This is a genomic window from Sphingomonas canaveralia (genome assembly GCF_047238125.1).
Lineage (GTDB): Bacteria > Pseudomonadota > Alphaproteobacteria > Sphingomonadales > Sphingomonadaceae > JBDFMH01.
Genome location: NZ_JBDFMH010000001.1, coordinates 3236766 through 3262099, shown reverse-complemented (window position 1 = coordinate 3262099; position 25334 = coordinate 3236766). Strand labels below are relative to the sequence as shown.

Sequence of the window (25334 nt, the reverse complement as noted above, 5' to 3'; positions counted from 1 at the left end):
TCAGTGCCGCAAGAACGCGCCTCACGCCATCAGCACCGCGCCCGCGGCCGTCAGGCGCAGCGCGGAATCCAGCGGGATATCCGCACCATGTTCGCTCGCTGCCCATTCGGCGGCCAAAGTCGCGCGATCGCGGCTACCGTCGAGCAATTGGATGAAGGCGCGCGCGCGGACATCCTCCATCGCGACAGTACGGTGGTCCAGCGATGCGATCGCCGGGAAACCGTGCGCGATCTGCACACGTGCCAGCGGGCTTGCGACCGGTCGCTCGCCCGGTGCCAGCGTATAGCGGCCGGGCGTCATGTGCAGGCCCAGGAAACCGGCGTCGAACATGCGCGACAGGGCATGCAGCCGATCGGGATCATCGAACAGATCCGCCACCGCGATCCGCGCCGGCCAGGCGGCCGTGATCCGCTGCATCGCCTGGTCGAGTTCGGCATCGCGCAGTTCGAACACGCTGTCGTCGATCACGTAATCGCCTTCGGGGCGGCGCTGCGCACGGCTGGCGGCATGAAGCGCGGACAGGCGCCGCGGATCGAAGCGGCGTGCGGGGTTCCGGCCCGCGCGCACGAACAGGCTGCTTCGAAAATAGCGGCCCTCCTCATAATCCGCGCTCTGCGCCCGCCGCAGCACGGCACCCGGCACATCCTCCACTTCGTCCGGAAGGAAGGACTGGTCGATCGCTTCATTCGCCGCCTCCCCCAGCCACTCCAGATCGTTTGCCGCGGCCGCGGCGGCGACCTCGCTCAACGTTTGCGGATGGTAACAGTCGCCAAGCTCGTCGTGGATCAGCACCTCGTCCGGCCGGTCGAGCATCGCGCGGCACAGCTGGCGCATCACCGCGACAACGCCCTCCTCCTTCTCTTCCGGAGCCTGCGCGAATTCACTGAGGAAGGCGCGCGCACGCACGATCCGCAGTTCGGTATCGTCGATACCGGCCAGTTCATGTTGCAGCATGTCCCGGATCGCCAGTCGCAGCCAGCCGCCGGGCTTGGCATTGTAGCTGATGAAGGCGACGCCGTCCGGTGCCAGCACGCGTCCGATCAACGCCATCGTCGCCTCACGCACAGCATCGGGCACCCAGGCATAGACGCCGTGCGCGATCACATAATCATATTCGCCGTCGATCGCGCCGGCCGCCGCGTCGAGGATATCCATCTGCGCGATCTCGACATTGCGAATGCCTGCCAGCTCGGCCCATTTGCGGCCACGCGCCACCGCGCTTGGCGCCAGATCGAAGCTCAGCAACCGCGTTTCGGGCCAGGCCACGCCCAGCGCCAGCAGGTTCATCCCGTCACCGCCGCCAATCTCCAGCACGCGCGCCGTCTCGATCGGCGGCGCGCGCAGCCCGTGCAGCGCCGCCAACACGGCCATGCGATCGGGCGTGGTCTGCGCGAAGATGGCGGTGGGGTAGGCTATCCTGTCGTAAGCTGTAGCGATCGGCGCATCAGTCAAGTCGGCATCCTTTGATCTCGTAGCCGGCGAGCCCGAAGTTGGAATATTTCACCTGATCGCTCTGGTTGCCGCCCAGGATCCGGACCGTCTTTTCGTCGCCCGACACATAGAAACCAACATGGTAGCCGGTCGTCGATCCTGTCGCACTGGTAAAGCCCGGTGTCCGCTTTTTGATGACGATGATGCAGCCCGACTGCGGCTTGTCGAGCTTGCGGCCCCAGTCCAGCCAACTGCGCGCCAGCGCGCTCTTGGTGCCGGTACCACCCCCCTGTTCGACCACCCAATTCACGAACGACGAACACCAAGGTGTCTCGTCATCCGTCGCGCGCAGCGTGGTCGTCGCGTGATAATCGATGATGCGCTGGGTATGCTTGCCTGGCAGCGCATCCTCACGAATGCCGATCTCGGCCTTGGCGATCTCCAGCCAGGACTTGCCAACGCCCTTGCCTTTGATCGGCGGCTGGTCCTGCATGATCGGCATCTTGCCGATCGGCCTCATGTCGAGCGCGGCCAGCGTCTTCGGGCCGACCTCGCCATCTTCGGTCAGCCCTTTGGCCTTCTGGAAGCGCTTGACGGCCCGCTCCGTCTGATGGCCGAAATCGCCATCAGCCTTCAGGTTGGGGCTGGGCTTCAGTGCGCTGTTGAGCAGGATCTGAATCTGCCGGACCTTGTCGCTGCGGTCGTGAAGCTTTAGAATCGTCATCCGAAAATCCCCCGATAGCTGCGACCTATCGATAGATGCGCGCCAGCTTCCACGAACCGGCGTCGTAGGCGAACATCATGGTGCCGACCGTGAAGCTGCCGCCGCCGTCCGCGCATGACGGCGCAGGTGGAGTGGCAGTCGCTTTGATCAGCGCATGCTGCGGATATGCTTCCTCCTTCAGTCCGGTATCAGCCGCTATGAGTTCCGGCACAGCCGCGATGAAAGCCGCCCGGTCCAGCGCGCCCGGCGGCTCATCGTCCAGCGTGCCCCGGGTTTCGAGCGGGAAACGTGCCATCCCGGCCAACGCACCGGCGTCTTCGGCCAGCGCGGCACTGCGAAACGCCTTCCAGAACGGGCCGGCGGCAGTCTCACAGTTCGCCGTTCTTGCCGGTGGATCGGTCGGCGCGGCGGCACCGCAGGCGCTGGCGCCCAGCATCAGCGCGATCGCCAGCGTCGTCATGCGGATCATTGGGCGGCGGCCTCTGCCATCGCGGCGGGGGCCGGTATGTCCTGCGCCGGCACCGGCGCTTCCTCCGCGGCAGACGTCGTGCCGAAGCTGTAGACGAAGCCGTCACCGCCGACCCCGACATGGATCAATTCGACCTCTTCGCCCGACATCTGCCGTTCCAGCAGCGCGATCGACAGTTCGGGGAGCATCGTATTGGTCAGAATGGCATCGATCATGCGGCCGCCGGATGCCACCTCGTTGCAGCGTGACACGATCAGATCGACGACATCCTCGCCATAGCTGAAGCGGATGCCGTGGTTTTCCTGGATACGCTTCACGATCCGGTTCAGCTGCAGCTTCACGATCCCCTTCAGCATGGACGGCGACAGCGGGTAATAAGGCAGCACCAGCAGGCGACCGAGCAGCGCCGGCGGGAACACCTTCAGCAATTCAGGGCGCAGCATCGTCGCCAGCGCCTCGGCATCGGGCTTCATCTCCTCGTCTTCCGAGGCATTCATGATCAGATCGGTGCCGACGTTCGATGTCAGCAGGATCAACGTGTTCTTGAAATCGATGAACCGTCCTTCGCTGTCGTTCATGAACCCCTTGTCGAACACCTGGAAGAACATCTCGTGCACGTCCGGATGCGCCTTCTCGACCTCGTCGAGCAGCACCACCGAATAGGGTCGCCGACGCACCGCCTCGGTCAGCACGCCGCCCTGGCCGTAGCCGACATAGCCCGCCGGCGCGCCCTTCAGCGTGGAGACGGTATGCGCCTCCTGAAACTCGCTCATGTTGATGACGATCATCGAATTGTCGCCCGAATAGAGCAGTTCCGCCAGCACATGCGCTGTTTCGGTCTTGCCGACGCCGGAGGGGCCGCACAGCATGAACACGCCCTGTGGCTTGTTGGGATTGTCCAGCTTGGCGCGGCTCGTCTTGATGCGCTTGGCGATCGCATCCATCGCATAATCCTGGCCGACGACGCGCTTCTTCAGCTCGTTCTCGATCACCAGCACGGACTGGATCTCGTCCTTGACCATCCGGCCAATCGGAATGCCGGTCCAGTCACCCACCACCGCCGCCACCGCATCGGCATCGACCACACCGAACACCATCGGCTCGTCGCCATGCGCCGCAGCCATCGCCAGGATCGCCTCGTCCAGATCCTTGCGCAGTTCGAGTTCCTCGGCCGGCACCTCGCCCTCGGCCGCCTTGCGCGCTTCGGAAAGTCTGCCACGCGCCGCGACCATCCGCGCCAGCGCCGATTTCTCGCCCGCCCACTTGGCGTTTACCGCATCGAGTTCGGACTGCGCGGCGGCGATCGCCTCGTCCAGCTTCGCTACCCGATCGACCTTGCCATATTGGCCGTCCGCCTCGCGCTGCGCGATCTCGCGCTCCACGTTCAGCAGCTCGACCTTGCGCAGCCGGTCCTCCACTTTCGCCGGCGTCGCATGCTGCGACACCGCGACGCGCGCGCAGGCAGTGTCCAGCAGGCTCACCGCCTTGTCGGGCAGCTGGCGCGCGGGGATGTAGCGCTGCGACAGCTTCACGGCGGCTTCGACCGCCTCGTCCAGCACGACGATCTTGTGGTGCTTCTCCATGATCGGGCTCACCGACCGCAGCATCGCGATCGCATTGGCGGTGTCGGGCTCGGGGCAGTCGACGGTCTGGAACCGGCGGGTCAGCGCCGGATCCTTTTCGAAATACTGGCGATATTCGGCGCGGGTGGTGGCACCGATGGTGCGCAGCCGGCCGCGGGCCAGCGCCGGCTTCAACAGGTTAGCAGCATCGCCCGTGCCCGCCTGCCCGCCGGCACCCACCAGCGTATGCGCCTCGTCGATGAACATGATGATCGGCTTGGGGCTGGCCTCCACCTCGTCGATCACCTGGCGCAACCGCTTCTCGAACTCGCCCTTCACCGATGCGCCGGCCTGCATCAGGCCGATGTCGAGCGCACGCAAAGTCACGTCGCGCAGGACTGGTGGCACGTCACCATCCGCCAGACGGCGCGCGAAGCCCTCGGCTACCGCTGTCTTGCCGACCCCTGCTTCGCCGATCAGCATCGGATTGTTCTGCCGGCGGCGCAGCAAGATATCGACCAGCTGGCGCACCTCCGCATCGCGGCCGACTATCTTGTCGATCTTCCCCTCTCGCGCCTGCGCGGTGAGATCGACCGAATATTTCTCGAGCGCGCTGCCTTCCGCGGTCGGCGCGGTACCGCCCTCGCCGCCCGAAACCGCGGTGGGCGCTGTGCCCCCCGCTTCGGTCTGCTCCTTCGATTGCACCGTGACGCTGGCGAATTCGCTGGCGATCTTGTCGGCATTTATCTTCCGGAACTCGCCCGAGATACCGATCAGCGCGTTCTTCAGCGATTGCGTCTTCAGCATGCCATACATCAGATGGCCGGTGCGCACCTTGCCCGCGCCGAACTGTAGCGACGCATAGAGCCAGCCCCTTTCGATCGCCTCTTCGATCAGCGGCGAGAAATCGCTGATCGAAGTGGCGCCACGCGGCAATCCGTCGAGGACCGCGACGATATCCTTGGCAAGGCGGGTATCGTCCACGCCGAAAACCGTCCGCATCGAGGCGAGATCGTTGGACGGGTCCTGCACCAGGATGTGCAGCCAGTGGACCAGCTCGACATAGGGGTTGCCGCGCATCTTGCAGAAACCGGTCGCGGTCTCGATCGCCTTCAATGCGGTCTGGTTGAGACGCCCGAACAGGGCGGAACGGCTGATCTCGCTCATATCGTCACAACTCCCCCGAGGCGGCAGCCGATGGCCGCGCGCGAATCATGCCGCCCGCCTTGCGGTGCGGCGCCTGAGATGTGCGTCCCGCCTTATCTTATTGCTTTCTGTCGGCTTGCGAAGCCACCCCGTCCAGCCCAGCGCGCTCTGCCCGTCCAGCCGGGCCGGCCGCGCTTCGCGCTCGGCGATCTCCAACGCGATATCCCATTCTAGATGGCCGGGTGAAAAGGCGTTGAGCGCCTCTGCGGCCACCGCATAGCGCGTGCCGCCGGGCAGCAGCGTGCGATAGTCGCGATAGCTGCGCGCCCTGATCACGACGCGGAACGCGTCGGTCGCGGTGCGCACGCGCCCGCCCAGCACAGCATCCTGCCCCAGCGCCGCATAACTTGTGCCCAGCCGCGTGAGGTCGTCGGGCTCGATCGATCGCCAGCGCGGCTGATATTCCAGCAGCGTCACCGGTTGGCCCATCAGGTGGGTCAGCGCGTCTTCTATACCGGCGGCACTGCGCCGCGATGCGAACAGCGCCGCATAATGCAATCGCGCCTGCGGGGGGAACGCCGCAGTGCGCGACACACCTTCGCGTGCGCCCGATAGCGCGGCCAGATGATCGCCGAACCGGTCGTCGCCCGGCCGATCCAGCATCGCAGCCGGCTGGCTGTCCGCCCAGGCACGGTAAAATAGCTGCAGCATCCGTCCGGCCAGCACATCCAGCCAGTCGCCGAACGGCTGGGTGGCGGCATAGCGCGCCTCATAGACGCCGAATTCGGTCAGATGGGTTGGCAGCGGCCCCATCGGCCCGGTCAGTCCCAGCCAATAGCCCGAAACCCGGATCCGCCCATAGCGTGCACGCACCTTGTCCAGCGTGGTATCCGGGAAGGCCATCGAAGGCGTCTGCGCCAGATCGACGATATTCTGGTTCGGCAGCTTGGCGCGGCCGATCCGCGGCAGGCCGTGCGCGCGCGCCTCCGCTCCCCGCAGGATCGGGAACAGCCCCCAGCGCTGCGCCGTGTCGGCGGCGGCGTTCAGGAAGCTCAGATGTTCTGGCGGCGTCCGATCCGCGGCGGCCATCGCGCGAACATTCCTTCCAATGGAGTTTCGACCTGGGTTTCGGTGAAGCTGTTGACGGTGGTGAACTCGGCCAGGAAGCGCTCGACCACCGCAGCGAACAGGAACAGTCGGCTGTTCTCAAACCCGGCATCGTCCAGCTTCAAGTGGATGCGTAGCCCGCGCGCGACCGCCATCCGGTCCAGCCCCGGAACCCGCCGCGTGACGGGCCGTCCGCTGACGCCAAGGATCGCGTCGATCTGGCGGCGCAGCTGTGGGTCGTCCTGCCGCCCGTAGAGCGCGAGATGATCGCGCAGCACCGAGGCATCGTCGCCGTCCTGCGGAATCAACGTCGCATAATTAGGCGTGAGATGGCCGATCACGCGCCAGGCCGCATCGTGCAGCCCCAGCGGCGGTCGCGGCCGGGTCGGCGATCGCAGCACCGACACATGGCGCACCGGCAGCCCATCGACCTGGAAATGATTGTCGACCCTGAACTGAAGGAGCTCCGGCAGCTCGCGATTGGTGACCAGTCCGCGCACCGCAAGCTCGGTCACGCCTTCCAGCCGCTCGGGATCGCCGGGGGCGGTCAGGCTGATCCAGGTCTCGGTGCCGATATAGTCGTTGCGCCGGCGCAGACGCTGCTCGCGGGTCGAAAGGCGGCGCGTGCGGATCTGGCTGGTATAGAAGATCGCGTCGCGCCAGTCATAGAGCAGCGCGCCGAACGCATAGAGCGGCGCAACCGGCCGAGGATCGGTGTTGTCGCGGCCGAATGCCTTCACGTCAAGGATACGGAACAGCTCGAAATCGAGCGGTTTCGTACGATCCGGCACCACGTGGAATTCATGTTCGTACGGCGTCACCGGAACCCGGCCGAGCTGCTTTTCGAACAGGTTGATCGCGGGTGTGGCGTAGAGTTTGAAATTCGCAGGATCGATGGCGCCGGCCAGCGGCGCTGCGTTGCGCGAAAACAGCAGCACCACATCGCAGCTGACCGCCTCCCCTTCCGGGCACGCCGCGAACGCACGATCCAACCCGATCAGGCTGGCGAACAGGAAGCGTTCCGGACAGGCGAAATATTCGCTGAGCAGCCGATAGCCGCGGAACGAGCGGTGTTCCGACGGCAGCAGCGCATGATCCTCGTCGAAGCCGATTGCTTCGGGCAGCGGCAGCTTCTGCCAGCCCCTGGTCGAGCCCACCGGCTGCGCGACCACGGCCAGCGTCTCGCCCGCGATCTGGCGATAGAGTTCGCCCGGCACCGCTTCGGATCCGTCGAGATAGATCGGCAGGTCGCGCGGGCGTACCTTCGAAAGCTCTGCCGCACCGGTCGTCGCGAAGCGCAGTCGCAGACCGGCTTCCGCGCGGACATTGGCAGCGGCGACATAGGGTGCGATCGCCGCCCGCGACGCGAGATATTCCGCCTCCACGATGCGCAACGGCCAAAGCGTGACGTCATGGCCGGTACGGAACTGTACCGGCGCATTGCCATGGTCGACGGCGGTGGCGTTCAGCTCGGTCCGCCGCGGCACTTTCACGCCGGTGATCAGGATCGGGTCCCCGTCCGACGGCTCCAGCTGCGCGATACAGATCGATGGCGTGGGGGCCAGATAATGCGGCTGCACGGCCTGCAGCAGATGTTCGGTGAATTCGGGATACTGGTCCTGCTGCTTCAGCTGCACGCGCGCCGCCAGAAACGCCACGCCTTCCAGCAGCCGTTCCACATAGGGGTCCGGATCGGTCGGCGTCTTCAGCCCGAGCCGGCCGGCAACGGCCTCATGCTCCTCACCGAACTCGCGCGCCGTCTCGCGCAGATAGGCCAGCTCTTCATTATAGGCGCGCAGCAGGCGAGGATCCATGCCGCTACTCCCGTACCGTCACGGCGGCGGTATCGCTCTCGATATCGGTACGGAACTTCACCGGCAGCGCCTGGACCGCCGATCGCACATCGCCATGGATGACATAGGTAATCGCATTCTCGCGCTCACGCTCGACGACCGGCTCCACGACCAGCGAGGATTCGTCCATCCGTGGCTCGAACGCGCGGATCGCGGCGCGAATCTCGCGCGCCCGCTGCAGGATCACGCGGCGTGACAGCGACTTGCCGGCAAGATCCGGTACGCCGAAGTTCAGAACCGAGGTCTGCACCTGCGGATATGGTTCGAGATCGACGATCGCCGCCAGGTTGGTCGTGTTCAACAGCCAGGCAATCTCGCGCCGCACGGTCGCACGCAGCGCTTCCTCGTTGAAGCGCTCGATCCGCGGGATCGCATAGTTGCGCATCGTCTCGCGGCTGGATTCGGTGGTCGCGCGTCCATCCTCGATCAGCCCCTCGACCTCCAGGCCACCGACCAGCTTGTCGAACAGTGTCGGGTTCAGCCGCTGGCCGATCGCCATCGCCGTCAGCCGAAGCTGAGCTGGCGCAGCGAGAGCAGCCCGCGGTCCTCGCCGTCCGACAATGTCAGCAGCCGCTGGCCGGTCGCCACTTGTCCCGATGGCACATCGGCCCAATCCGTAGTGCGGCCGAGCCGGATCGCGGGATCAGCCGAAGCTTCGCTGCCGGGATAACGCGCCGGCATCATCGCGGCGACCGACTGGCCGTTCTTCCAGCCGAGCTGGACCGGATACCAGATGATGTCGCGCAGATCGCGCGGACCTTCGCTGCGGATACTCTCGATCGCATCGAACGGCACGATACCCCACTGACCCGCCACGATCACCTCGAACGCAGGTCCGAACCGGCTGTCGGCATCCGCGATCCAGTCGAACGCGACGCCGTCCAGCGTGCCCGGCGTATCGGGCGCGGCATCGAAGGCGCGCGCGCGCGCAGCCTCGCCCTCATCGGCGCGGCCGGCGGCGAAGTGGGTGATGGAATCCGCCAAATCCTGCGCCCAGCCAGAACCGCGCGCCAGCATCGGCGCCGGTTTGCGCCCGGCGAATACCTCGGCCCGGTAGAGCTCGGCATCGATCGCCTGGCCATAAGCGATCGTCAGCATCTGCGCCTCGGGCGAGAGCTGAGCGAGCATGTTGAGTTGCGTGCGGGCCTTCTCCCACTCGCCGGCCAGCGCCAGCAGCTGAAAGAGGAACATCCGCGCCGGCTGGTCGGCGGGCTGCGCACGAACGATCTCGACAAGGGCCTTGCGGGCCCCGTCGAGATCGCCGGCACGGAACAGGTCGTCCGCGGTGGACAAGGGATCGCCCCCCGACCGCTGCGACTAGACCTTGACGTTCTGCTTGAGATCCCAGCCGGCCTTCGAGGGCGGCCCGAGCGTGCCCTGCTCGGTCTGCGGACGATATTCGAATTCGATCTTCGAATAGTTCATCGACAAAGTTTCGATCGGCACGCTGTCGCCATCGCTGCCGCCGTTCTGGAAAGATGACACCAGCAGGTTGGTCATCTTGACCTTGTAATATTCCTCCTGGTTGCCGCCCGCCTTGCGCACCACGAGATCCGCCTGCTTGATATGCGTGCCCGCAGCGCAGTTCAGCATCAGCATCGGCGTGCTCGCATCCGCTCGCTTGGTGATCGAAAGATCCTGGAACGATGCCTTGCCCGCGCCGGCACCCCCGCCCATGCTGGCGGTTCCGCTCTGCGATACACCGAAGCTGAACGACAGGATGTCGATCCACTCCTTGTGCGCCTTGTCGGTCGACTCTCCCTTGATTCCCTCAAGCTTGAGGAACATGTCCGCTGCCATTTAAGTCACTCCCTACCAGTGTTGAACGCGAGCCCGTCACGTTTCATTATCGGTCGTCAGCCGCTCTTCGGCAGCCTTGAAGTCATGCTCAGCGAAACATCCATGCCTTCCAGCTGATAGTGGGGCACGAACATGAATTTGCCTTTGTAATAACCCGGGTTTTCCTCGTCGGGGATGATCTCGACGGAGGCGTCCTTCAACGGCAGCTTGGCCTTCGTCTCTTCCGAAGACGAGTCTGGCTGACCATCGACATATTGCATGATCCAGCTGTTCAGATCGCGCGACAGCTGCGGCGCCTCGCGATTGCCGCCCACCCAATCGCGCACCATGCACTTCAGATAATGGGCGAAGCGGCAGCTGGCGAAGATATAGGGCAGCCGGGCCGAGAGGTTCGCGTTCGCGGTCGCGGCCGGATCCTCGTAGACCTTTGGCTGGTTCAGCGTCTGGCCGCCGATGAAGGTGGCCTGATCGGTGTTCTTGCGGTGGATCAGCGCCATGAGCCCGGCCTTGCTCAGCTCGGCCTCGCGCCGGTCCGAGATCGCGATCTCGGTCGGGCACTTCATGTCCACGCCGCCATCGTCGGTCGGGAACATCGCGGTCGGCAGGCCTTCCACAGTACCGCCCGATTCCACGCCGCGAATGCGGGTGCACCAGCCATAGGTCTTGAACGCCTCGGTGATGCGCACGCCCATCGCATAGGCCGCGTTGACCCACAGATGCTTGTCGTGCGCCCCGCCGTCCACCTTCTCCTCGAAGTCGAACTCCTCGACCGGCTCGCTCTTCGCGCCGTAGAGCGGCCGGCCCAGGAAGCGCGGCATGGTCAGCGCCATGTACCGGCTGTCCGCCGAATCGCGGAAGCTGCGCCACGCGACATAATCGGTCGCGTCGAACTGCTTGGCGAGATCACGGGGATTGGACAATTCCTGCCAGCTTTCCATGCCGAGCAGCCCGGGGGCTGCTGCCGAGATGAACGGGGCATGCGCTGCCGCCCCGATCTTCGAAAGACCTTTCAGCACTTCGAGATCGGGCGCGCTGTGATCGAACGCATAATCGCAAACAAAAGCGCCGTAGGGCTGGCCGCCCAACTGGCCGAATTCGCTCTCGTAGACTTTCTTGAACAGCGGGCTCTGGTCCCAGGCGGCATCGCGATACTGCCGGAACATCTTGCGGCATTCATCCTTGCCGATGTTCAGCACGCGGATCTTCAGATCCTTACCCGTCGACGTGTTCATCACCATGTAGTTCAGGCCGCGCCAGGCCGATTCGAGCGCCTGGAAATCCTTGTGATGGATGATCTGGTTCATCTGTTCGGAAAGCTTGCGGTCGATCGCCGAACGCATCGCATCGAGCGTGGTGAACACGTCTTCCCCGATGACGTTCACATCGGCCAGCGCCTGGGCCGCCAGCGTCTGCACCGCGCTCTCGATCCGATTGGCGCGCGCCTCGTCGTTGGGCTTGAATTCCTTCTGGAGAAGCGACGCGAAATCGTCGAGCGCAACCGCCTCGCCCTGTGCCTGCCCAGCCTGCTGGAGCGGATCCGATGCCATCTTCTAGACTCCCACCCGATTTGATCTGTCGGCGCGCCGTCCGCACGCCGCTGTTCCGAAAGTTGGCGCTCAGGCCTCCGGTTCGGCCGGCGCGTCGCCCGCGGGCTTCGCTGCGGCCAGCGCCTTCATCAGCGACGGATCCTTCAGCACCTTGTCCAGCAGGTCCTGCGCGCCGTCCTTGCCGTCCATGTATAGCATCAGATCGTTCAGCTGCTGCCGCGCCTCGAGCAGCTTGGCCATCGCGGGCACATTCTTCGCGACCGCGCCAGGCGAGAAGTCCTCCATCGACTTGAAGGTCAGGTCTACCGCCAGCTTGCCCTCACCGGTCAGCGTATTGTCGACATTGAACGCCGCGCGCGGCGCGATCGCCGCCATCCGCTGCTCGAAATTGTCCATGTCGAATTCCTGGAAGTCGCGCTTGTCGAGCGACTTCTTCTCGACGTGGCTCTTGCCCGACAGGTCGGACATCACGCCCATCACGAACGGCAGGTCGATCTTCTGGCGGCTGCCGAAGGTCTCCACCTCATATTCGATATGGACGCGCGGCGCCCGGTTTTCCTTGATGAACTTCTGCCCGCTCTTCGACGCCATGTCTTCCCCCTCTCGCTGGGTCGGCGCTCGATGCAGCGCCCCGATTTCCGCCACTCAAATCAAAGGCTAGTCCAATCCCGGGAACGCATCAATCACGATCCCATGTCATTACCAAGACGACTGCGCCTCACCTTTCTGGGAGACCAGTACGCGTCGGACCTCGTCCATGCCGCCGGGCGCGATATCTTCGAGTACCGACAGAAAATCCGCATTCACCCAGTCCCGCGCGCGACGCAGCGCCAGCGGCACCGGGCTGCCCGGCTCACGCCGGCGATAATATTCAGTGATCGCGTCGAGCGCCGTCAGCACATCCTCGCGCGAGTCGATCCGCCCGGCGACGAACCCCGGGCCGGAAGGTCCGCCCTGAGACGGCGCGGTCGCCGCTGCCAGGGCGCCATCAGCCGGCTCGTCGGTCGCACCCGGCTCGGCCGATCCGCCCGCAAACTGCGCGATCGCGCGGCGCATCGAATCGAGCGCATCATAGGTCGCGCGGAAATTGGCGCCGGTATCGCCATCCGCCTCGGCCACCAGCACGCGGTCCGCACGCTGGATTCCGTCCTTGATCGCATCCAGCTGCGCGATCGCCTCGATCAGCGCATTGGTGCCGGCATCCTCGAGCGCCGCACGGAACAGGCCATAGCCGTCCTCCGCCTCGGCATTGTCACGAAATCGCTCGAAATCGGCTCCGCTGAACTCGCCGAGCCGGGGGTGGCGCAGCAGCGGGATGCGGCGCAGCGGCAGGATGAACTCGCCCAGCCGGGTCAATCCTTCACACGGGCCCTTGCGGCCCTGGAAGCCATATTCGTCGAGCTGCGGATGGAGCGTGGGCCAGTAGCTTTCCAGCAACCCGCCGAGATATTGTGCCGCGGTCGCCACCGTTTCGATCCGCCGTGCGCGGGCGCCGGCGCGGGCCAGATAGACCGGCAGCCAGATATCCTTGGTGCGCGCGCTCTGTTGCTCGATCAGCGCGATCACGTCACGCCAGTTGACGTCGCTCTCGCCGCTGTCGTCGCTGATCGAGCTTTCGAACGCCATCTCGATCTGCTGGCGCTCGGCGTCGTAGGACAGATCCTCGCCGACCGGATTCTCGTCCGATACCGGAGCGAGCAGATCCGCGACTTCAACCGCCATCGATATCCCCCCCGGTCGCCGCGCCGCTCGCGAACCCGATACACAAGCGACGGGCCCGGATTTCCCGCGCCCGCGGCCGAACCGTCCGGCCGATCAGCTCAGCGGAACGAACTGCACCCGCCGATTGGCCGGCGCCATCACGCCGCGGCCGGGCAGCGGCTTGTCCGGGCCATAGCCCTTGGCTTCCAGCCGACCGCCATCGATGCCGAGCGACCTGAGATAATCCGCGACCAACTCGGCACGCGCCTGCGAAAGGCGCAGGTTGGCGTCACGATTGCCGACTCCATCGGTATGGCCTTCGACGACGAACCGCTTGCTGGCGAGCGCGGGCAGCGCCAGCGCCTTTGCGAACTGCGCCGCCTCCGCCTTGCCCTGCGGTGTCATTTCGGCAGAGCCGGAGCCGAAGGTGATCCGCATGTCGATGCCGGTGGCAGGTGCCGCAGCCACGGCGGCACGCCCGGCAACCGCGCCGGTGCGGTTGGCCGTCGCGATCCGGCTCGCCGCGGCGGCACCGGGCCTGGCCGCGGACGCCGCGACACGGGCGGCCGGCGCAGGCGCGGGACGGGCCGCAGCCTTCAGACCGGGCTTCGCGAAGCTGAATGCCGCTTCCTTCGGCACGTCAAGCTGCTGGGATGCATCGGGCGCGGCAGTCTGGCCGCAATCGCCGGTCAGCTCGCAGACAATGTCTTCTGCGCTGCGGCTGGGCGCCGTCTGTGCGCTGGCCGCGGCGCTCGCCGTCAGGCCGATAATTGCGACCGAAGCAAGAACGATGCTCCGCATGATCCGAAATCCCCCGATAGAGCGTTCCCAATGGATTCGCTATCTACTCGCTATAATTCACGAGTGCTGTGACTCGCAACACAATACATTGTTAACAAAGCCCCGAGATTGCAGTTGTCACTTTGCCGTGTAGTATCGACGGCCAAATGGCGGCATCGGCAGGATGATCGCCGGGGGAAGAGTTTATGCCTGATGGGACGAATCGCCAGACCAGTCTGACGATCGATCTTGGCGACGAGCAGATCCTGCTTGAGCGGGTGGAGGCCATCGAGAGCCTCGGCCGCCCGTTCGTGATCACGATCGATCTGTTCTCGGAACTTGGCGAGCTTGATATTCTGCCCCATCTGGGCAAGCCCGCCAGCGTCGCGATCCATGAGGATGACGTGCTTTTGCGCCATTTCCACGGCATCGTGGTCGAAGGCGAGTATCTGTCGGAACAGACCGCCGGCTTCCATTACCGGTTGGTGCTGCGGCCCTGGACGCACCTTTTGTCGCAGAACCGCAACTACGCGATCCATCAGGACAAGGACGCGCTGGCCGTCATCCGCGAGACACTGGTTCCGTACGGCTTCGCGCATATCGATTATGCCGGCGCGAAAGCGAAGCTGCGCAAGCGCGAATATACTGTTCAATATGGCGAAAGTGACTTCGCTTTTATTTCGCGATTGCTCGAAGAAGAAGGGATTTACTATTATTTCGAGCATGCAGCTGGCCGGCATACGCTGATGCTTTGCGATGCACCGCAGGTCCACAGCGCGGGCAAGCCGGCGGTGCTGACCTATAACCCAACCTCGGGATCGGTCGGCAACGCCGACAGCGCCGCCAGGTCGGACAGCGGTGCAAGCAAGTTCCTGCAGCGCTGGCAGGAACGTGTCGTCACGGGTGCCGAGCAGAAGGTGACGATGCGCGACTTCGATTTCGAGAAGCCGCAGCGTCCGGTCGAGGTCAATCATCCCGAGAAGCAGGCCCATCCGCTCGACGCGCTCGAAGTCTATCAGTGGCCAGGCAATTATGTGCAGGAGGGCGATGGCAAGCGGCTGGCCACCATGCTGCTGGAGTCGCGTCGGGCGGGCCGGCAGACCTATAGCTCGGAAACCCAGCTGGCCTCGCTGGTCGCCGGCTACAAGTTCACGCTGCAGGACCATCCCAACGACCGTTTCAACACCGAATATCTGGTCACCCGCACGCATCATGTGATCGCGACCGAGATCCACCGCAGCGGTGGCAGCGCGGGCGAACATGTCGTCCATTTCGAGGCGATCCGCGCCGATACGCGCTGGCATTCGCCGATCACCACACCGCGGCCGGTCGTGCGCGGGCCGGAAACCGCGATCGTCACCGGGCCCCGGGGCGAAACGATCCATTGCGACAAATATGGCCGGGTGAAGGTCCGCTTCCACTGGGATCGCGCGAAGACCGAGGGACAGGTCAGCACCTGCTGGATCCGCGTCTCGCAGACCGGCGGTCTGGGCAATCTCATCCTGCCGCGTGTCGGCCACGAGGTGGTCGTCGAATTCCTCGATGGCGATCCCGATCGACCGCTTGTGATGGGGCGGGTGTTCAACGGCGCGCAGATGCCCGTCTATGGCCTGCCGGCCAACAAGACGCGCATGCTTTGGCGCAGCCTGACCTATGGCGATCAGGGTCCGTACGCCGGCGCGGAGGCGCTCGACGTGCCGGCCCAGCCCGCCAACGAGATCCGCTTCGAGGACAACGGCGGAAAGGAGGAGTTCTTCATGTACGCCTCGCGCGACATGAACACGCGCGTCCGGTATAAGGAGGCGCATCATGTCGGCCATGATCAGGATGTGAAGGTCGGCAACAGCCGCAAGGTCAAGATCCGCGAGACCGATACGCTGGATGTCGGCAAGTGGATCAAGGTCGATGCCGGCACCAGCATCACGATGACCGCGCAGACCAGCATCAAGCTGATCTGCGGCGATTCGTCGCTCGAACTGACGCCGGCCGGCATCACGGTCAAATCGGTGATGTACAAGAACAGCGCATCGGGCATGTCGGAGATCAAGGCACCGATGACGACGATCAAGGGCGACGGCATGCTGATCCTGAAGGGCGGCATGACGATGATCAATTGACGCGCCGCGCACGCAGGACGTAGCGCAAGGCATTGAGGGTTCGGCGTCGTTCGAGGCGGGCTGACATGGCGATATGGTCGAAAGTGCGGTGGACGCAGGCACGCCAGGTGACACGGCTGCTCGGCGTAAAGGATGCCGAGGCGCCGGCCGAATCAGTGAGCCCCGCCGCCCATTTCGAAGCGCTGAAGGCCGATGGCGCGCTATCCGCGGCGGTCAGCTTTCTCGGGGTGGCGCTGCCGCGCTACGAGGGCGTGGCCTGGGCGACAGGCGTGCTGGGGGCGCTGCCGAGTGATGAGACCAATCCGGGCGATCGGCTGGCGCTGGCCGCCGCCCGCCGCTGGGTTGAGGATCCGGACGAGCCGCGCCGGCGCGAAGCCTATGACGCCGCAGGGCGCGCCGACGATGATGCGCCCGAACGGCTGCTGGGGTTCGCCGTGTTCATGTCGGGCGGATCGATCGCGCCGCCGGATCAGGGCGCGGTCAATCCAGATCCGGAGGTCTGCGGCAAGCTGGCCGCCGCCGCGATCATTACCGCGGCCCACCGGTCGCCGGATGCCAATTCCCAATTGGCGGCCGCGCTCGAGGCTGGTGAGAAATACGCGACGGGCGAAGCCTGATGGGGTTCGAAGCCCCGGGACAGCCGCCACGCCTCACGCTTGCGATCCGCGATGTCGAGAGGCTGGATAATGGCGTGCCGACCATCTTCGAGCTCGATCAGCGCGGCGCCATTATCGGCCGATCGCCGACCGTGGACTGGAGCCTGCCCGATCCGCGCTCGCACATCTCGTCGCGCCACGCTGAGATCGTCTATGCCGATGGCCGCTACAGCCTGATCGACGTCAGCACCAATGGCACCTTCCTCAACCATGCCACCGAACGCTCGTTCGAGGCACAGCCCCTAAAATCGGGCGATATCATCACGATCGGCCATTACGAGATCGTCTGCACGCTGACCGGAGGGCAGGCCGCGCCGGCTCCGGTCGCGGCGCCGCAACCGCAATCGGCGGGCTGGGGCGGCTGGGGCGAGGCTGCTGCGGCCCCGGCCAGCGCCAGTGGGTGGGACAGTCCGGCTCCGATGTCGGCGATCTCCGGCCAGGGTCCGATGTCGGGCAGCTGGGCGCCACCGCCGCCGCCCGCCCCGCCCGCCGCGTCCGGATGGGGTTCGCCCGATCCGGCCCCGCCCGCGCCCGGCGGCTGGGGATCACCCGATCCCGCCCCGCCCGCAGCCGGCAGCTGGGGCTCGCCCGAACCATCGCCTGCGGCCGGCGGGTGGGGGCCGGCCGATCCGGCGCCGGCCTCATCAGGATGGGGTGCCGCGCCGTCCGCACCGGACCCGGCACCCCCCGCCGCCGCGGGATGGGGCGCAATCAATCCGACGCCGGCCGCCGGCGGCTGGGGAGCGCCGCCCCCGGCATCGGCGCCCGCGGCTTCGGGATGGGGCGGCGCCGACATGCTGGCCAAACAGGCCCCGCCCGCCCTCGCGCATCCTGCCAACCCCTCCGCCTGGGATCAGCCTGCCGCGGCACCGGATCCCGGCGCATCCGGCTGGTCCAGCGCTGCGCCCGATCGCCCCCCGCCGCCCACGGCCGAGAATGTCTGGGGCAAGCTGACCGACACCAATGTCGTCGATTGGGCGCGCGGCGGCTTCGGGCAGGCCGCCGCCCCGCCGGTTCCCGCCGCCGATCCGCTCGGCCTGTCGAAGCCTGCGCCGTCGGCTGCGCTGCCCGCGGCGGCGCCTCCGCTCCGCCCGGCCCCCGCCGCGCCACCGCCGGCGACGCCCGCTCCCGCTCCGTCCTCGCCGGGCGGCGGGCCCGGGTTCGATCGTTTCCTTGCCGAAGCCGGGCTGTCGCGTGCCGATCTTAAACTGGCGGAGGCCGATGCCCTCGCCGCCGCCGGCGGCCTCGTGCGCCGCGTCGTGGCCGGGCTGGTCGTGATGCTGGAGGCGCGGGCGCGCGCCAAGGCACAGATGGGGGCGCAATCCACCAGTCTGGAATTCGACGGCAACAACCCGATCAAGTTCGCCCGCACGCCCGAACAGGCGCTGGCGCAGCTGCTGAACCCGCAGGAACGCGGCTTCATGCCCGCGGATCGCGCGGTGGAAGATGCCTTCCACGATCTCCAGTCGCACCAGATGGCCACGCTGCGCGCGATGCAGGGCGCGCTGAAGGCGACCCTCGAACGATTTTCGCCCGCCGCAATCCGCAAGCGCGCAGAGACCGGCGGGCTGCTCCAGAAGATCTTGCCCGGCGCGAAGGATGCCGCGCTGTGGCAGGCCTATGAGCGCGAGTTCGGCGGCGTCGCCCAAGGATCGGACGAAGCGTTCATGGATGTCTTCGCCAAGGAATTCAAACGCGCCTATGAGGAGAATGCAGCGCGCCGGCCGCGCCGCTGATCCCGGTCTCAGCTCTCCGGGATATCGTCCACGGTCTTGAACCAGACCATTTCGGACTGCCACCCCTTGGCCTTCGCCTCCGCCAGGAAGCGACCCTTCCAGTCGCCACCGCGCTGCGCGGGCGGGGTCGTGATCAGCGCCGCATCGAACGGCTCCTGCCCGGTCAGCAGCAGGAATCCCGACCAGCCCTTGTGGTCGATCGTCAGCGGGAAGCGATAGCTGTTGGCGCCGGTCTTCGTCATGCCGGGCTGCGCGGCGACGATGGCCTCCAGCGCCTGCCGGGTCGGCTGACCGCCCTCTGCGATATTTTCGATCGCACCGGTTTCCTGCAGGCCGAACACGGCCGCCCCGGCCCCCGGCGAGCCGAGATCCAGGTTCAGGATCACCTGTGCCACGACCTTGTTCCATTGCGGATCGGAATTGAACGCCATCTCCCACTTCGTCTGCTCGACCGACAGGCCGGTGGCATCGGGTTTACGGATCGAGCGCAGCGCATCCAGCGCGGTGCAGGTGCTTGCCGGTACGCTCGCCACTTCGTCGAAATTAATGTCCTTGGCGCTGATCCCCTTGTCGGCCAGCGCCGAGGAAATCGCTGCCTGCGCCTTGCCCGGCGCCGATGCCACGCCGGTCATCGCCACGCCGACGCCGTCGCCGGACTGGCGGATGTCGCTGATGTCGAGCCAGGTGCATCCGATCGCAGGGAGCGCGGTGTTGATCGCGGCGCGCGCGGCTTCAACCGGGGATCCGGCCGGCGCGGCCACCGTGGTGGTACCCGATCCGGCCTTGCTTTCGCCGCCGGCCGCCGGCGTGTCGCCGCCACCGCCCAGCATCGTATAACCGCCAATCGCCAGCGCCAGCGCAACAGCGATGCCGCCGCCCACCAGCAGACCCGTCTTGCCCTTGCCGCCACCGGCGCCATCGCCCTTTGTGACAGGGCCGGGCTCGCGCACGAAGGCGGTGGCCGGGCGGCCGATGCCGTCGAGCGCGGCCACTACATCGTCCATCGATCGCAACCGATCGGCCGGGTTTGCCGCCAGCATCTGCGCCAGCACCGGCCGCAACGGATCTGGAATCGCCGACAGATCGGGGCCCGCGCGCCGCTTGTCGACCGCATCAACCAGTGTCGCGCCCATGTCGACATTGCGCCCTATCGCCACCGCCAGGATCACCAAACCCAGCGAATAGACGTCGCTCCACGGCCCCACGTCGCGCCCGAAATCGCCTAGCTGCTCGGGCGCGACATAGTTCAGCTTGCCGGCGAATCCGTCGCCAACGATCGTCTTCGATCCGGGATCGAGATCCTTGGCGATGCCGAAGTCGATGATCTTGGCCTTGTCGAGCCGACCGTCCTCCAGCAGCACATTGTCCGGTGAGATGTCCCGGTGGATCGCACCCAGCCCATGCGCCACGCGCAGCCCATCGGCCAGCCGCCGGGTCAGCGCCGCCAGGTCCTGTGGCGTCGCGTCGATCGAACCCAGCACGTCGGCAAGGTTTTTCCCATCGATATATTCGGTGACGATGTAGAGCACGCCCAGCTGCGGCTCCTGCGCCAGCACCCGATACTGCACCAGCGCGGGGTGGCTCAGGCGGGTCAGCGTGCGGGCTTCCTTGCGGAACATCGCCTGCACGTTCGGATCGGCCGCCAGTGCGGGCAGCATCACCTTGATCGCCACCCGCTCGTCGGATGACACGTTGATGCCCTCGAACACCTCGCCCATCCCGCCCCGCGCGATGAAGCGATCAACCCGGAAGATGTGGTTCAGCACGTCGCCGACCTGGATTCGATCGCCATCGGTGCGCGGCGCCATCGGCACATAGGTCATGTTGCCCGGCACCATCGTCGGCTGCTGTGCGGGCGGGGGCGGCGGCGCACTCGGCGGCACCCCGCCAGATGGCAGGAAGACCGTCCGGTCCCCGTCCTCGGGCGGCTGGCGATCGTCACCGGTCACAGCGGATATCCCCCGTCGGGTGCCGCGAACGACAATAGCGTCGGCTCGTTGGCGGCCACCGACACCACCGTTACATTGTCCGGGGCACCTCGTTCCAGGCAGAGCTTCACCAGTCGCTCCGGCGCCGCCGGCCCGCTCGCGGGATCGAGCAATCGGGCGATCTCCTGTTCGTCTAGCACGCCGGTCAGTCCGTCACTGCACAGCATGAAAATGTCGCCCGGCTGCATCTCGTCGGCGATCGCGTCCAGCTCCAGATCATTGCGCACGCCCACGGCGCGCGCCAGCACATGCCCCATCGGATGCCCTTCGGCGGCCTCGGGCGTCAGCAGCCCGCGGTCGACCATTTCCTGCACCTGGGTGTGATCGCGCGTCAGCCGGTGGAGATATCCGTCGCGGAGCAGATAAGCGCGGCTGTCGCCGGCCCACAGCACCCCGAACTTGCGCTCGCGCATCAGGATCGCGACGACCGTCGATCCCATCTGCTCACCCTTGGCGCTGGCTTCGGAAAAGATGCGCCCGTTAGCGGCATGGATGGCATCGGCCATCGCGTTCAGCGCGGTATTGAAATCACCATCCACGTTCGTCGCGGCCAGCGAATCGCAGATGGCGGCCGATGCCCATTCGCCGCGCTCATGCCCGCCCATGCCATCGGCCACGGCCCACAGGCCATGCTCCGGCCGCGCGCAATAGGCGTCTTCATTGGCATCGCGGACGCGGCCAACATCGGTCAGCGCGACTCCCTCCAGTCGCAGCGCCGCGACACTCATCCGGCAATCTCCCGTTCGGCCAGCATCGCGCGGATCAGCCCGCTCGGACGCTCGCCGTCAAGTCGTTCGATGATCGTGCCGCCTTCGTCCGCCAGCCACCAGCCCGCACGGGGCGCCCCAGCCTGATCGGACGCGGTGACGGCACGGAGCGCCGCATGCAACCGATCCGCGTCCCATCCATCGCCGAACGCGGCGTAGATCAGGTCCTCGCAGACCGCGGCGACGCCGGCCGCGGACTCAAGGTCGGCGCTGGCCGCCACGAGCAATGGGAAGCGCCGGCCGACCGCATCGACAGACGGCGCGATTGCACCCGCGATCCAGCCCTCGCCACCCTCAACCGCAAAGCGCCATGGCGGCGCGCGGTCGTATCGCGCCTCGAAGTCGGTCGCGAACGTGGCACGGGCATCGGCGATCTCGCCGGCCAGCCACTGGTCCAGCCCATTGCGTGTGGATGGCAGGATGCCGCGGCTTACGAAGTCGCCATGTGCGGGCAGCTTGCCGAACAGCATCGCGCTCACCGGATTGCGCTCACAGCGTGACCGGGCAGCGGAAGGTCCACATGCCGCCGCGGCTGAACGGATTGCGCTCGTCCGGCAGGATCACGCGCAGCGTGGCCGTGGCGGGCGCCTGACCGAACGTTGCCAGGAATGCGGTCGGCCCGGCATTTTCGCGCTTCGCCTTGTCGATCAGGCGGAACAGCGCCCAAACGCCTTCTTCGCTCATCCGCGCCACTTCCGTCGTACCTTTGTAGAGCACCACGCTCGCTTCCGGTAGCCCGCCCTGCGCGGACCAGCGGATCTGCTTGGGCGCCTTGTTGGTGGCATCGAACCTGTAGGTCGTATCCCCGCTCTGGAACTGCACTGCATCGACACCGCCGGCATAGGTGATCGGCTCGATCCGCAGCGTCAGCCCGCCCGACAACAGATCGCGCACCTCGGCCGCCTTGGCGAAGGCATCGGGTGTGGCGGGATCCAGTGTCGATGCGACCGGATCACCTTCCTTCCAGCGCCAGATCGGTCCTGTGATGTCCATCAACGGCATCAACCGCTGGGTCACGAAGCTGTCCACCACCCCGGCCAGCCCGAACACACGGCCGGCATCGACCGTCGACAGGTCGTTCGCCGATGCCTGGAAGAATGGGTAGCGATCCTGCGACACGGCACGGCAGGCGGGCAGCACGGTCTGCACATAGGCATCCGCCACCGCGCCCGTCGCCGCCCCGACTTGCGCCTGACCGCCCCCCTTGGCGAGATCGGCGACGAAGGGTTGCATCTGCGGCGGTGCGCCCGCGGCGGCCGCATTCACCTGCGCGATCGCCTGCGCGGTGGCCGCCTGGGCCGCTTCCGCGCCGAGCCCGCCGCCGGCAAGCTTCGCCTGCTCCAGTGCGAGCCCGGCCGATCGCACCGCACCCACGAACTCGTCGATCGGGCCGGGCGCCTTGCCGTCGCCGACATAGTCGTGGATCGGCTTGAAGTGCGCAGTGATCGCGGATGCCGCGTCGAGCCCCTGCGCGCCCGGCACCAGTTGCGCCGCCTGCCCCAGCCGGCTCGTCACCCGCTGCGAGATCATGTCGCGCGCCGCGGTCGCGCCGCCCTTGAAGATGGTGTTCTTGCGCACCTCAAGCAGCAACAGCTTCAGGGGCGAGGGGGCGGCGGTGAAGGCGGCGCGCGCAGGCGCGTTGTTGAAATAGTCGGCGGGCTTCGCGGTCGCGATCACGCCTTCCCACGCCGCGATGTAATCGCGCGCGTATAGGTTGGCGACGCCACCGCGCACCCCGCTGATCTGCTCGCGAACGCCGGTGGTGTTGGCATCGCCTCCCAGCACCCACAGATCGGCCTTCAGATCATTCTGCACCGTGCCGAGGCCTGCCTGATAGGCGGTGTTGAAGCCCTTCTGCGTGAATAGGAACGGCACCGTCAGCGACAGCACCTGATCTGGGTTGGCAAAGGCCTGGGCCTGCCCGCTGCCGATCGCGGTGCCCGCCTGCCAGTCGTCACCGCCGCCGGCCAGCGCCTTCTGCCGCAGGATCGCATAGGCGCGTTCCGCCATCGACATCTGCTGTACGGCTGCGCGGGCGGACGCGATCAGCTGGCCATCCAGCGGCGCCTTGCGCTGCGGCCAGGCGGCCGCGAGATTGTCGTCCTCGAGCAGCGATTTCAGATGCCGGCTCAGCGCGGTGCGCATTTCCGCCGCGTCCCCGCCCGGATAGGCTTCGTTGGCCCAGTTCGCCTCCACCCAGCGCCGGACGGCCTTCGCGTCCATCGGACCCAATCCGCCGAGCATCAGATAAACTTTCAGCGGCTCGTAGATCGCCAGCGGGTTGGCCAGGTTCTGCGCCATATGCTGTTCCAGCTGCAGCAGGATGCGCGGCAGCAGGATCCGGCGCAGCCCCTCGCGATAGGCCTCCTCGTTCTGCTGGCTCAGCGATCGTTGAAACAGGCCGAACCGCATCGACAGCGGCGCCCCGCCCGCCTGCCGTTCCTGATAACCCCGCGGCAACGTGCGCAGCGCAATAAGCGCGTCGAGCGATTGCTCCAGCGTGGCGTCGCTGTCGCGCACCTCGACCAGATCGATGCCGCTGTCCTTCACCAGCGCGCGCGTTGCCGTCGCCTTGGCCAGCGTCTCGTTCTGGAAGCTGCAATTCTTGGCGAAGCTGACCCCCCACGCCACCAGGGTCAGCAACGACAGCGCGGCGATCCCCGCAATCGCGCCGACCAGCACGCCCTTCTGGCGCTTGCGCGCGGCCGGATCCATCTGCACCAGCCCGGCTTCCGGGAACATCACTTCGCCCAGCAGCCGGTTGAGGAAATAGGCGCGGCCCGATCCCTGGGCCGTGCTGCGCGGCGCATCATATACATCCGCCATGCCGGAGATGATCCGGTCGAGCGGCGCGCCTTCCTGCACGCCCGAAGTCAGATAGAAGCCACGCAGCACGCCCGCGGGCTCGTCCCCCGCCACGAACGCGCCGTCCAGGAAGCGCATCAGCCGCGTGCGCAGCGATGCCAGCTGCGATGGAAAGCCCAGCAGCAAGGCACGCCGCTGCGCATCGGGCTCTTCCGCCAGCCGCTTGGCCTGCCGGGCGGAGACTTCGCGCGCGAGTGCGTCGAAAGCGGTCGTCAGCTGCTCGGCACTGGGCTTGGCCTGGTTCAGCGCCAGCGTGTGGCCCAGCACTGCCCGACGCCCCTCGACATCGAGGTCGTCATGATATTCGACGAAGCCGGCCAGCAGATCGGCCTTCGTCAGCAGCACATAGACCGGCACCTTGATCTCGAGCGCGCGGCGCAGCTCGGCCAGCCGGCGGCGGACCGCGGCGGCATGGTTGTCGATCGACTGGCGATCGCCGCGGATCAGCTCGTCCACCCCGATCGCCACGATCACGCCGTTGATCGGCTGCAGCGGACGGTTGCGCTTCAGCAAGCCGAGGAAGCTGTTCCAAGCCTTGCCGTCGACCGAAGCGTCCGAGTCCTGGCTCGTGTAGCGGCCCGCCGTATCGACCAGCACGGCCTCGTCGGCGAACATGAAATCCAGGTTGCGGGTGCCGCCGACACCCCTGAACGCCTGGTTCTCGAATGGGAAGCGCAGCCCGGAATGGACGAGTGCGGTCGTTTTGCCGGCACCTGGCGGGCCGATGATGATGTACCATGGCCGGCTATACAGATAGTCGCGGTTCTTCTTGCCGGCGGCCGTCTTCAGCTGGCCCAGGGCCTCTGTCATCCGCTGCGCCAGCTGCTGGCTCTCCTGGTCCGCGGCAGACGGCGCCGCGAGCTCCGCCGCGATTGCATCCGCCCCCTTCTTGGCCGCGCGCGCGCGTAGGAACGCCAGCAGCCCCCAGACGCCAATCACCAGTACGGCGACGATCAGCCGCACCCACCATGGCCGCATGAAGCCGACGAAGATCGGCAGGCCGACGATCAGCACCAGCAGCACCAGCAGCGCCACCACTGCCGAGACGAACCACCAGTTGGTGAAGAAGCGCTTCATCGCGGGGC

The 25334-nt window shown here is 66.4% G+C and carries 20 protein-coding genes; 3 read left to right on the top strand and 17 right to left on the bottom strand.

The window, feature by feature from the left end; genetic code table 11:
• Positions 1–21: 21 nt before the first annotated feature.
• The 13 genes from ABC347_RS16255 to ABC347_RS16195 all read right to left on the bottom strand — a co-directional run bounded on the left by ABC347_RS16255 (position 22) and on the right by ABC347_RS16195 (position 14141).
• The gene (locus ABC347_RS16255) at positions 22–1452 is read right to left on the bottom strand and encodes a methyltransferase domain-containing protein (protein WP_413246753.1); all 1431 of its coding nucleotides are present in this window, start codon (positions 1450–1452) and stop codon (positions 22–24) included.
• Positions 1445–2155, bottom strand: a complete 711-nt coding sequence (locus ABC347_RS16250) for an NlpC/P60 family protein (RefSeq protein ID WP_413246752.1) — start codon at positions 2153–2155, stop codon at positions 1445–1447. The genes ABC347_RS16255 and ABC347_RS16250 overlap by 8 nt, the downstream gene beginning before the upstream one ends.
• 25 nt (positions 2156–2180) lie before the next feature.
• Positions 2181–2624 carry a hypothetical protein gene (locus ABC347_RS16245; RefSeq protein WP_413246751.1) on the bottom strand — a complete coding sequence of 148 codons (444 nt, stop codon included), beginning with the start codon at positions 2622–2624 and terminating at the stop codon, positions 2181–2183.
• A complete protein-coding gene (tssH, locus tag ABC347_RS16240; RefSeq protein ID WP_413246750.1) occupies positions 2621–5353 on the bottom strand; it encodes a type VI secretion system ATPase TssH in 2733 nt (910 codons plus the stop codon). The genes ABC347_RS16245 and tssH overlap by 4 nt, the downstream gene beginning before the upstream one ends.
• Positions 5354–5398: 45 nt before the next feature.
• The gene (tssG, locus tag ABC347_RS16235; protein ID WP_413246749.1) at positions 5399–6421 is read right to left on the bottom strand and encodes a type VI secretion system baseplate subunit TssG; all 1023 of its coding nucleotides are present in this window, start codon (positions 6419–6421) and stop codon (positions 5399–5401) included.
• Entirely contained in the window at positions 6385–8253 is a 1869-nt protein-coding gene (tssF, locus tag ABC347_RS16230) for a type VI secretion system baseplate subunit TssF (protein ID WP_413246748.1), read from the bottom strand. The genes tssG and tssF overlap by 37 nt, the downstream gene beginning before the upstream one ends.
• A gap of 4 nt (positions 8254–8257) precedes the next feature.
• Complete coding sequence (tssE, locus tag ABC347_RS16225; RefSeq protein WP_413246747.1) at positions 8258–8791, bottom strand: type VI secretion system baseplate subunit TssE; 534 nt, start codon at positions 8789–8791, stop codon at positions 8258–8260.
• A 5-nt stretch (positions 8792–8796) separates the two neighbouring features.
• The gene (locus ABC347_RS16220) at positions 8797–9585 is read right to left on the bottom strand and encodes a type VI secretion system accessory protein TagJ (RefSeq protein WP_413246746.1); all 789 of its coding nucleotides are present in this window, start codon (positions 9583–9585) and stop codon (positions 8797–8799) included.
• A gap of 24 nt (positions 9586–9609) precedes the next feature.
• Positions 9610–10092: an Hcp family type VI secretion system effector gene (locus ABC347_RS16215; RefSeq protein WP_413246745.1), complete on the bottom strand. Its 483-nt coding sequence runs from the start codon at positions 10090–10092 to the stop codon at positions 9610–9612.
• 56 nt (positions 10093–10148) lie between these two features.
• Positions 10149–11639: a type VI secretion system contractile sheath large subunit gene (tssC, locus tag ABC347_RS16210; RefSeq protein WP_413246744.1), complete on the bottom strand. Its 1491-nt coding sequence runs from the start codon at positions 11637–11639 to the stop codon at positions 10149–10151.
• 69 nt (positions 11640–11708) lie between these two features.
• The gene (tssB, locus tag ABC347_RS16205) at positions 11709–12230 is read right to left on the bottom strand and encodes a type VI secretion system contractile sheath small subunit (RefSeq protein ID WP_413246743.1); all 522 of its coding nucleotides are present in this window, start codon (positions 12228–12230) and stop codon (positions 11709–11711) included.
• Positions 12231–12338: 108 nt separating this feature from the next.
• Positions 12339–13361 carry a type VI secretion system protein TssA gene (gene tssA, locus ABC347_RS16200; RefSeq protein WP_413246742.1) on the bottom strand — a complete coding sequence of 341 codons (1023 nt, stop codon included), beginning with the start codon at positions 13359–13361 and terminating at the stop codon, positions 12339–12341.
• 93 nt (positions 13362–13454) lie between these two features.
• A complete protein-coding gene (locus tag ABC347_RS16195) occupies positions 13455–14141 on the bottom strand; it encodes an OmpA family protein (protein ID WP_413246741.1) in 687 nt (228 codons plus the stop codon).
• A gap of 185 nt (positions 14142–14326) precedes the next feature.
• On the opposite strand from ABC347_RS16195, the gene ABC347_RS16190 reads away from it, so the two are divergent.
• The 3 genes from ABC347_RS16190 to tagH all read left to right on the top strand — a co-directional run bounded on the left by ABC347_RS16190 (position 14327) and on the right by tagH (position 18629).
• Positions 14327–16237 carry a type VI secretion system Vgr family protein gene (locus ABC347_RS16190; protein ID WP_413246740.1) on the top strand — a complete coding sequence of 637 codons (1911 nt, stop codon included), beginning with the start codon at positions 14327–14329 and terminating at the stop codon, positions 16235–16237.
• A 65-nt stretch (positions 16238–16302) separates the two neighbouring features.
• Positions 16303–16854, top strand: coding sequence for a DUF6931 family protein (locus ABC347_RS16185; protein WP_413246739.1), 552 nt, complete (start codon positions 16303–16305; stop codon positions 16852–16854).
• A complete protein-coding gene (gene tagH / locus ABC347_RS16180) occupies positions 16854–18629 on the top strand; it encodes a type VI secretion system-associated FHA domain protein TagH (protein WP_413246738.1) in 1776 nt (591 codons plus the stop codon). Before ABC347_RS16185 ends, tagH begins: the two co-directional genes overlap by 1 nt.
• Before the next feature lie 8 nt (positions 18630–18637).
• Here tagH and ABC347_RS16175 read toward each other — a convergent pair whose 3' ends face one another.
• From ABC347_RS16175 to tssM, 4 genes are read right to left on the bottom strand one after another with little or no spacing between them, the layout of a single operon-like run.
• Entirely contained in the window at positions 18638–20578 is a 1941-nt protein-coding gene (locus ABC347_RS16175) for a serine/threonine-protein kinase (RefSeq protein WP_413246737.1), read from the bottom strand.
• The gene (locus ABC347_RS16170; RefSeq protein WP_413246736.1) at positions 20575–21345 is read right to left on the bottom strand and encodes a PP2C family protein-serine/threonine phosphatase; all 771 of its coding nucleotides are present in this window, start codon (positions 21343–21345) and stop codon (positions 20575–20577) included. Before ABC347_RS16170 ends, ABC347_RS16175 begins: the two co-directional genes overlap by 4 nt.
• The gene (gene tagF / locus ABC347_RS16165; protein WP_413247085.1) at positions 21342–21854 is read right to left on the bottom strand and encodes a type VI secretion system-associated protein TagF; all 513 of its coding nucleotides are present in this window, start codon (positions 21852–21854) and stop codon (positions 21342–21344) included. The genes ABC347_RS16170 and tagF overlap by 4 nt, the downstream gene beginning before the upstream one ends.
• A gap of 19 nt (positions 21855–21873) precedes the next feature.
• Positions 21874–25326 (bottom strand): type VI secretion system membrane subunit TssM, encoded by a 3453-nt coding sequence (gene tssM, locus ABC347_RS16160; protein WP_413246735.1) that lies wholly within the window; start codon positions 25324–25326, stop codon positions 21874–21876.
• Positions 25327–25334 lie beyond the last annotated feature (8 nt).

Excerpts from the sequence above, each read along its gene's own strand:
- ABC347_RS16250 (WP_413246752.1), bottom strand. The coding sequence starts at position 2,155 with ATGACGATTCTAAAGCTTCACGACCGCAGCGACAAGGTCCGGCAGATT.
- ABC347_RS16245 (WP_413246751.1), bottom strand. The coding sequence starts at position 2,624 with ATGATCCGCATGACGACGCTGGCGATCGCGCTGATGCTGGGCGCCAGC.
- tssH (WP_413246750.1), bottom strand. The coding sequence starts at position 5,353 with ATGAGCGAGATCAGCCGTTCCGCCCTGTTCGGGCGTCTCAACCAGACC.
- tssG (WP_413246749.1), bottom strand. The coding sequence starts at position 6,421 with ATGGCCGCCGCGGATCGGACGCCGCCAGAACATCTGAGCTTCCTGAAC.
- tssF (WP_413246748.1), bottom strand. The coding sequence starts at position 8,253 with ATGGATCCTCGCCTGCTGCGCGCCTATAATGAAGAGCTGGCCTATCTG.
- tssE (WP_413246747.1), bottom strand. The coding sequence starts at position 8,791 with ATGGCGATCGGCCAGCGGCTGAACCCGACACTGTTCGACAAGCTGGTC.
- ABC347_RS16215 (WP_413246745.1), bottom strand. The coding sequence starts at position 10,092 with ATGGCAGCGGACATGTTCCTCAAGCTTGAGGGAATCAAGGGAGAGTCG.
- tssC (WP_413246744.1), bottom strand. The coding sequence starts at position 11,639 with ATGGCATCGGATCCGCTCCAGCAGGCTGGGCAGGCACAGGGCGAGGCG.
- tssB (WP_413246743.1), bottom strand. The coding sequence starts at position 12,230 with ATGGCGTCGAAGAGCGGGCAGAAGTTCATCAAGGAAAACCGGGCGCCG.
- tssA (WP_413246742.1), bottom strand. The coding sequence starts at position 13,361 with ATGGCGGTTGAAGTCGCGGATCTGCTCGCTCCGGTATCGGACGAGAAT.
- ABC347_RS16195 (WP_413246741.1), bottom strand. The coding sequence starts at position 14,141 with ATGCGGAGCATCGTTCTTGCTTCGGTCGCAATTATCGGCCTGACGGCG.
- ABC347_RS16190 (WP_413246740.1), top strand. The coding sequence starts at position 14,327 with ATGCCTGATGGGACGAATCGCCAGACCAGTCTGACGATCGATCTTGGC.
- ABC347_RS16185 (WP_413246739.1), top strand. The coding sequence starts at position 16,303 with ATGGCGATATGGTCGAAAGTGCGGTGGACGCAGGCACGCCAGGTGACA.
- tagH (WP_413246738.1), top strand. The coding sequence starts at position 16,854 with ATGGGGTTCGAAGCCCCGGGACAGCCGCCACGCCTCACGCTTGCGATC.
- ABC347_RS16170 (WP_413246736.1), bottom strand. The coding sequence starts at position 21,345 with ATGAGTGTCGCGGCGCTGCGACTGGAGGGAGTCGCGCTGACCGATGTT.
- tagF (WP_413247085.1), bottom strand. The coding sequence starts at position 21,854 with ATGCTGTTCGGCAAGCTGCCCGCACATGGCGACTTCGTAAGCCGCGGC.
- tssM (WP_413246735.1), bottom strand. The coding sequence starts at position 25,326 with ATGAAGCGCTTCTTCACCAACTGGTGGTTCGTCTCGGCAGTGGTGGCG.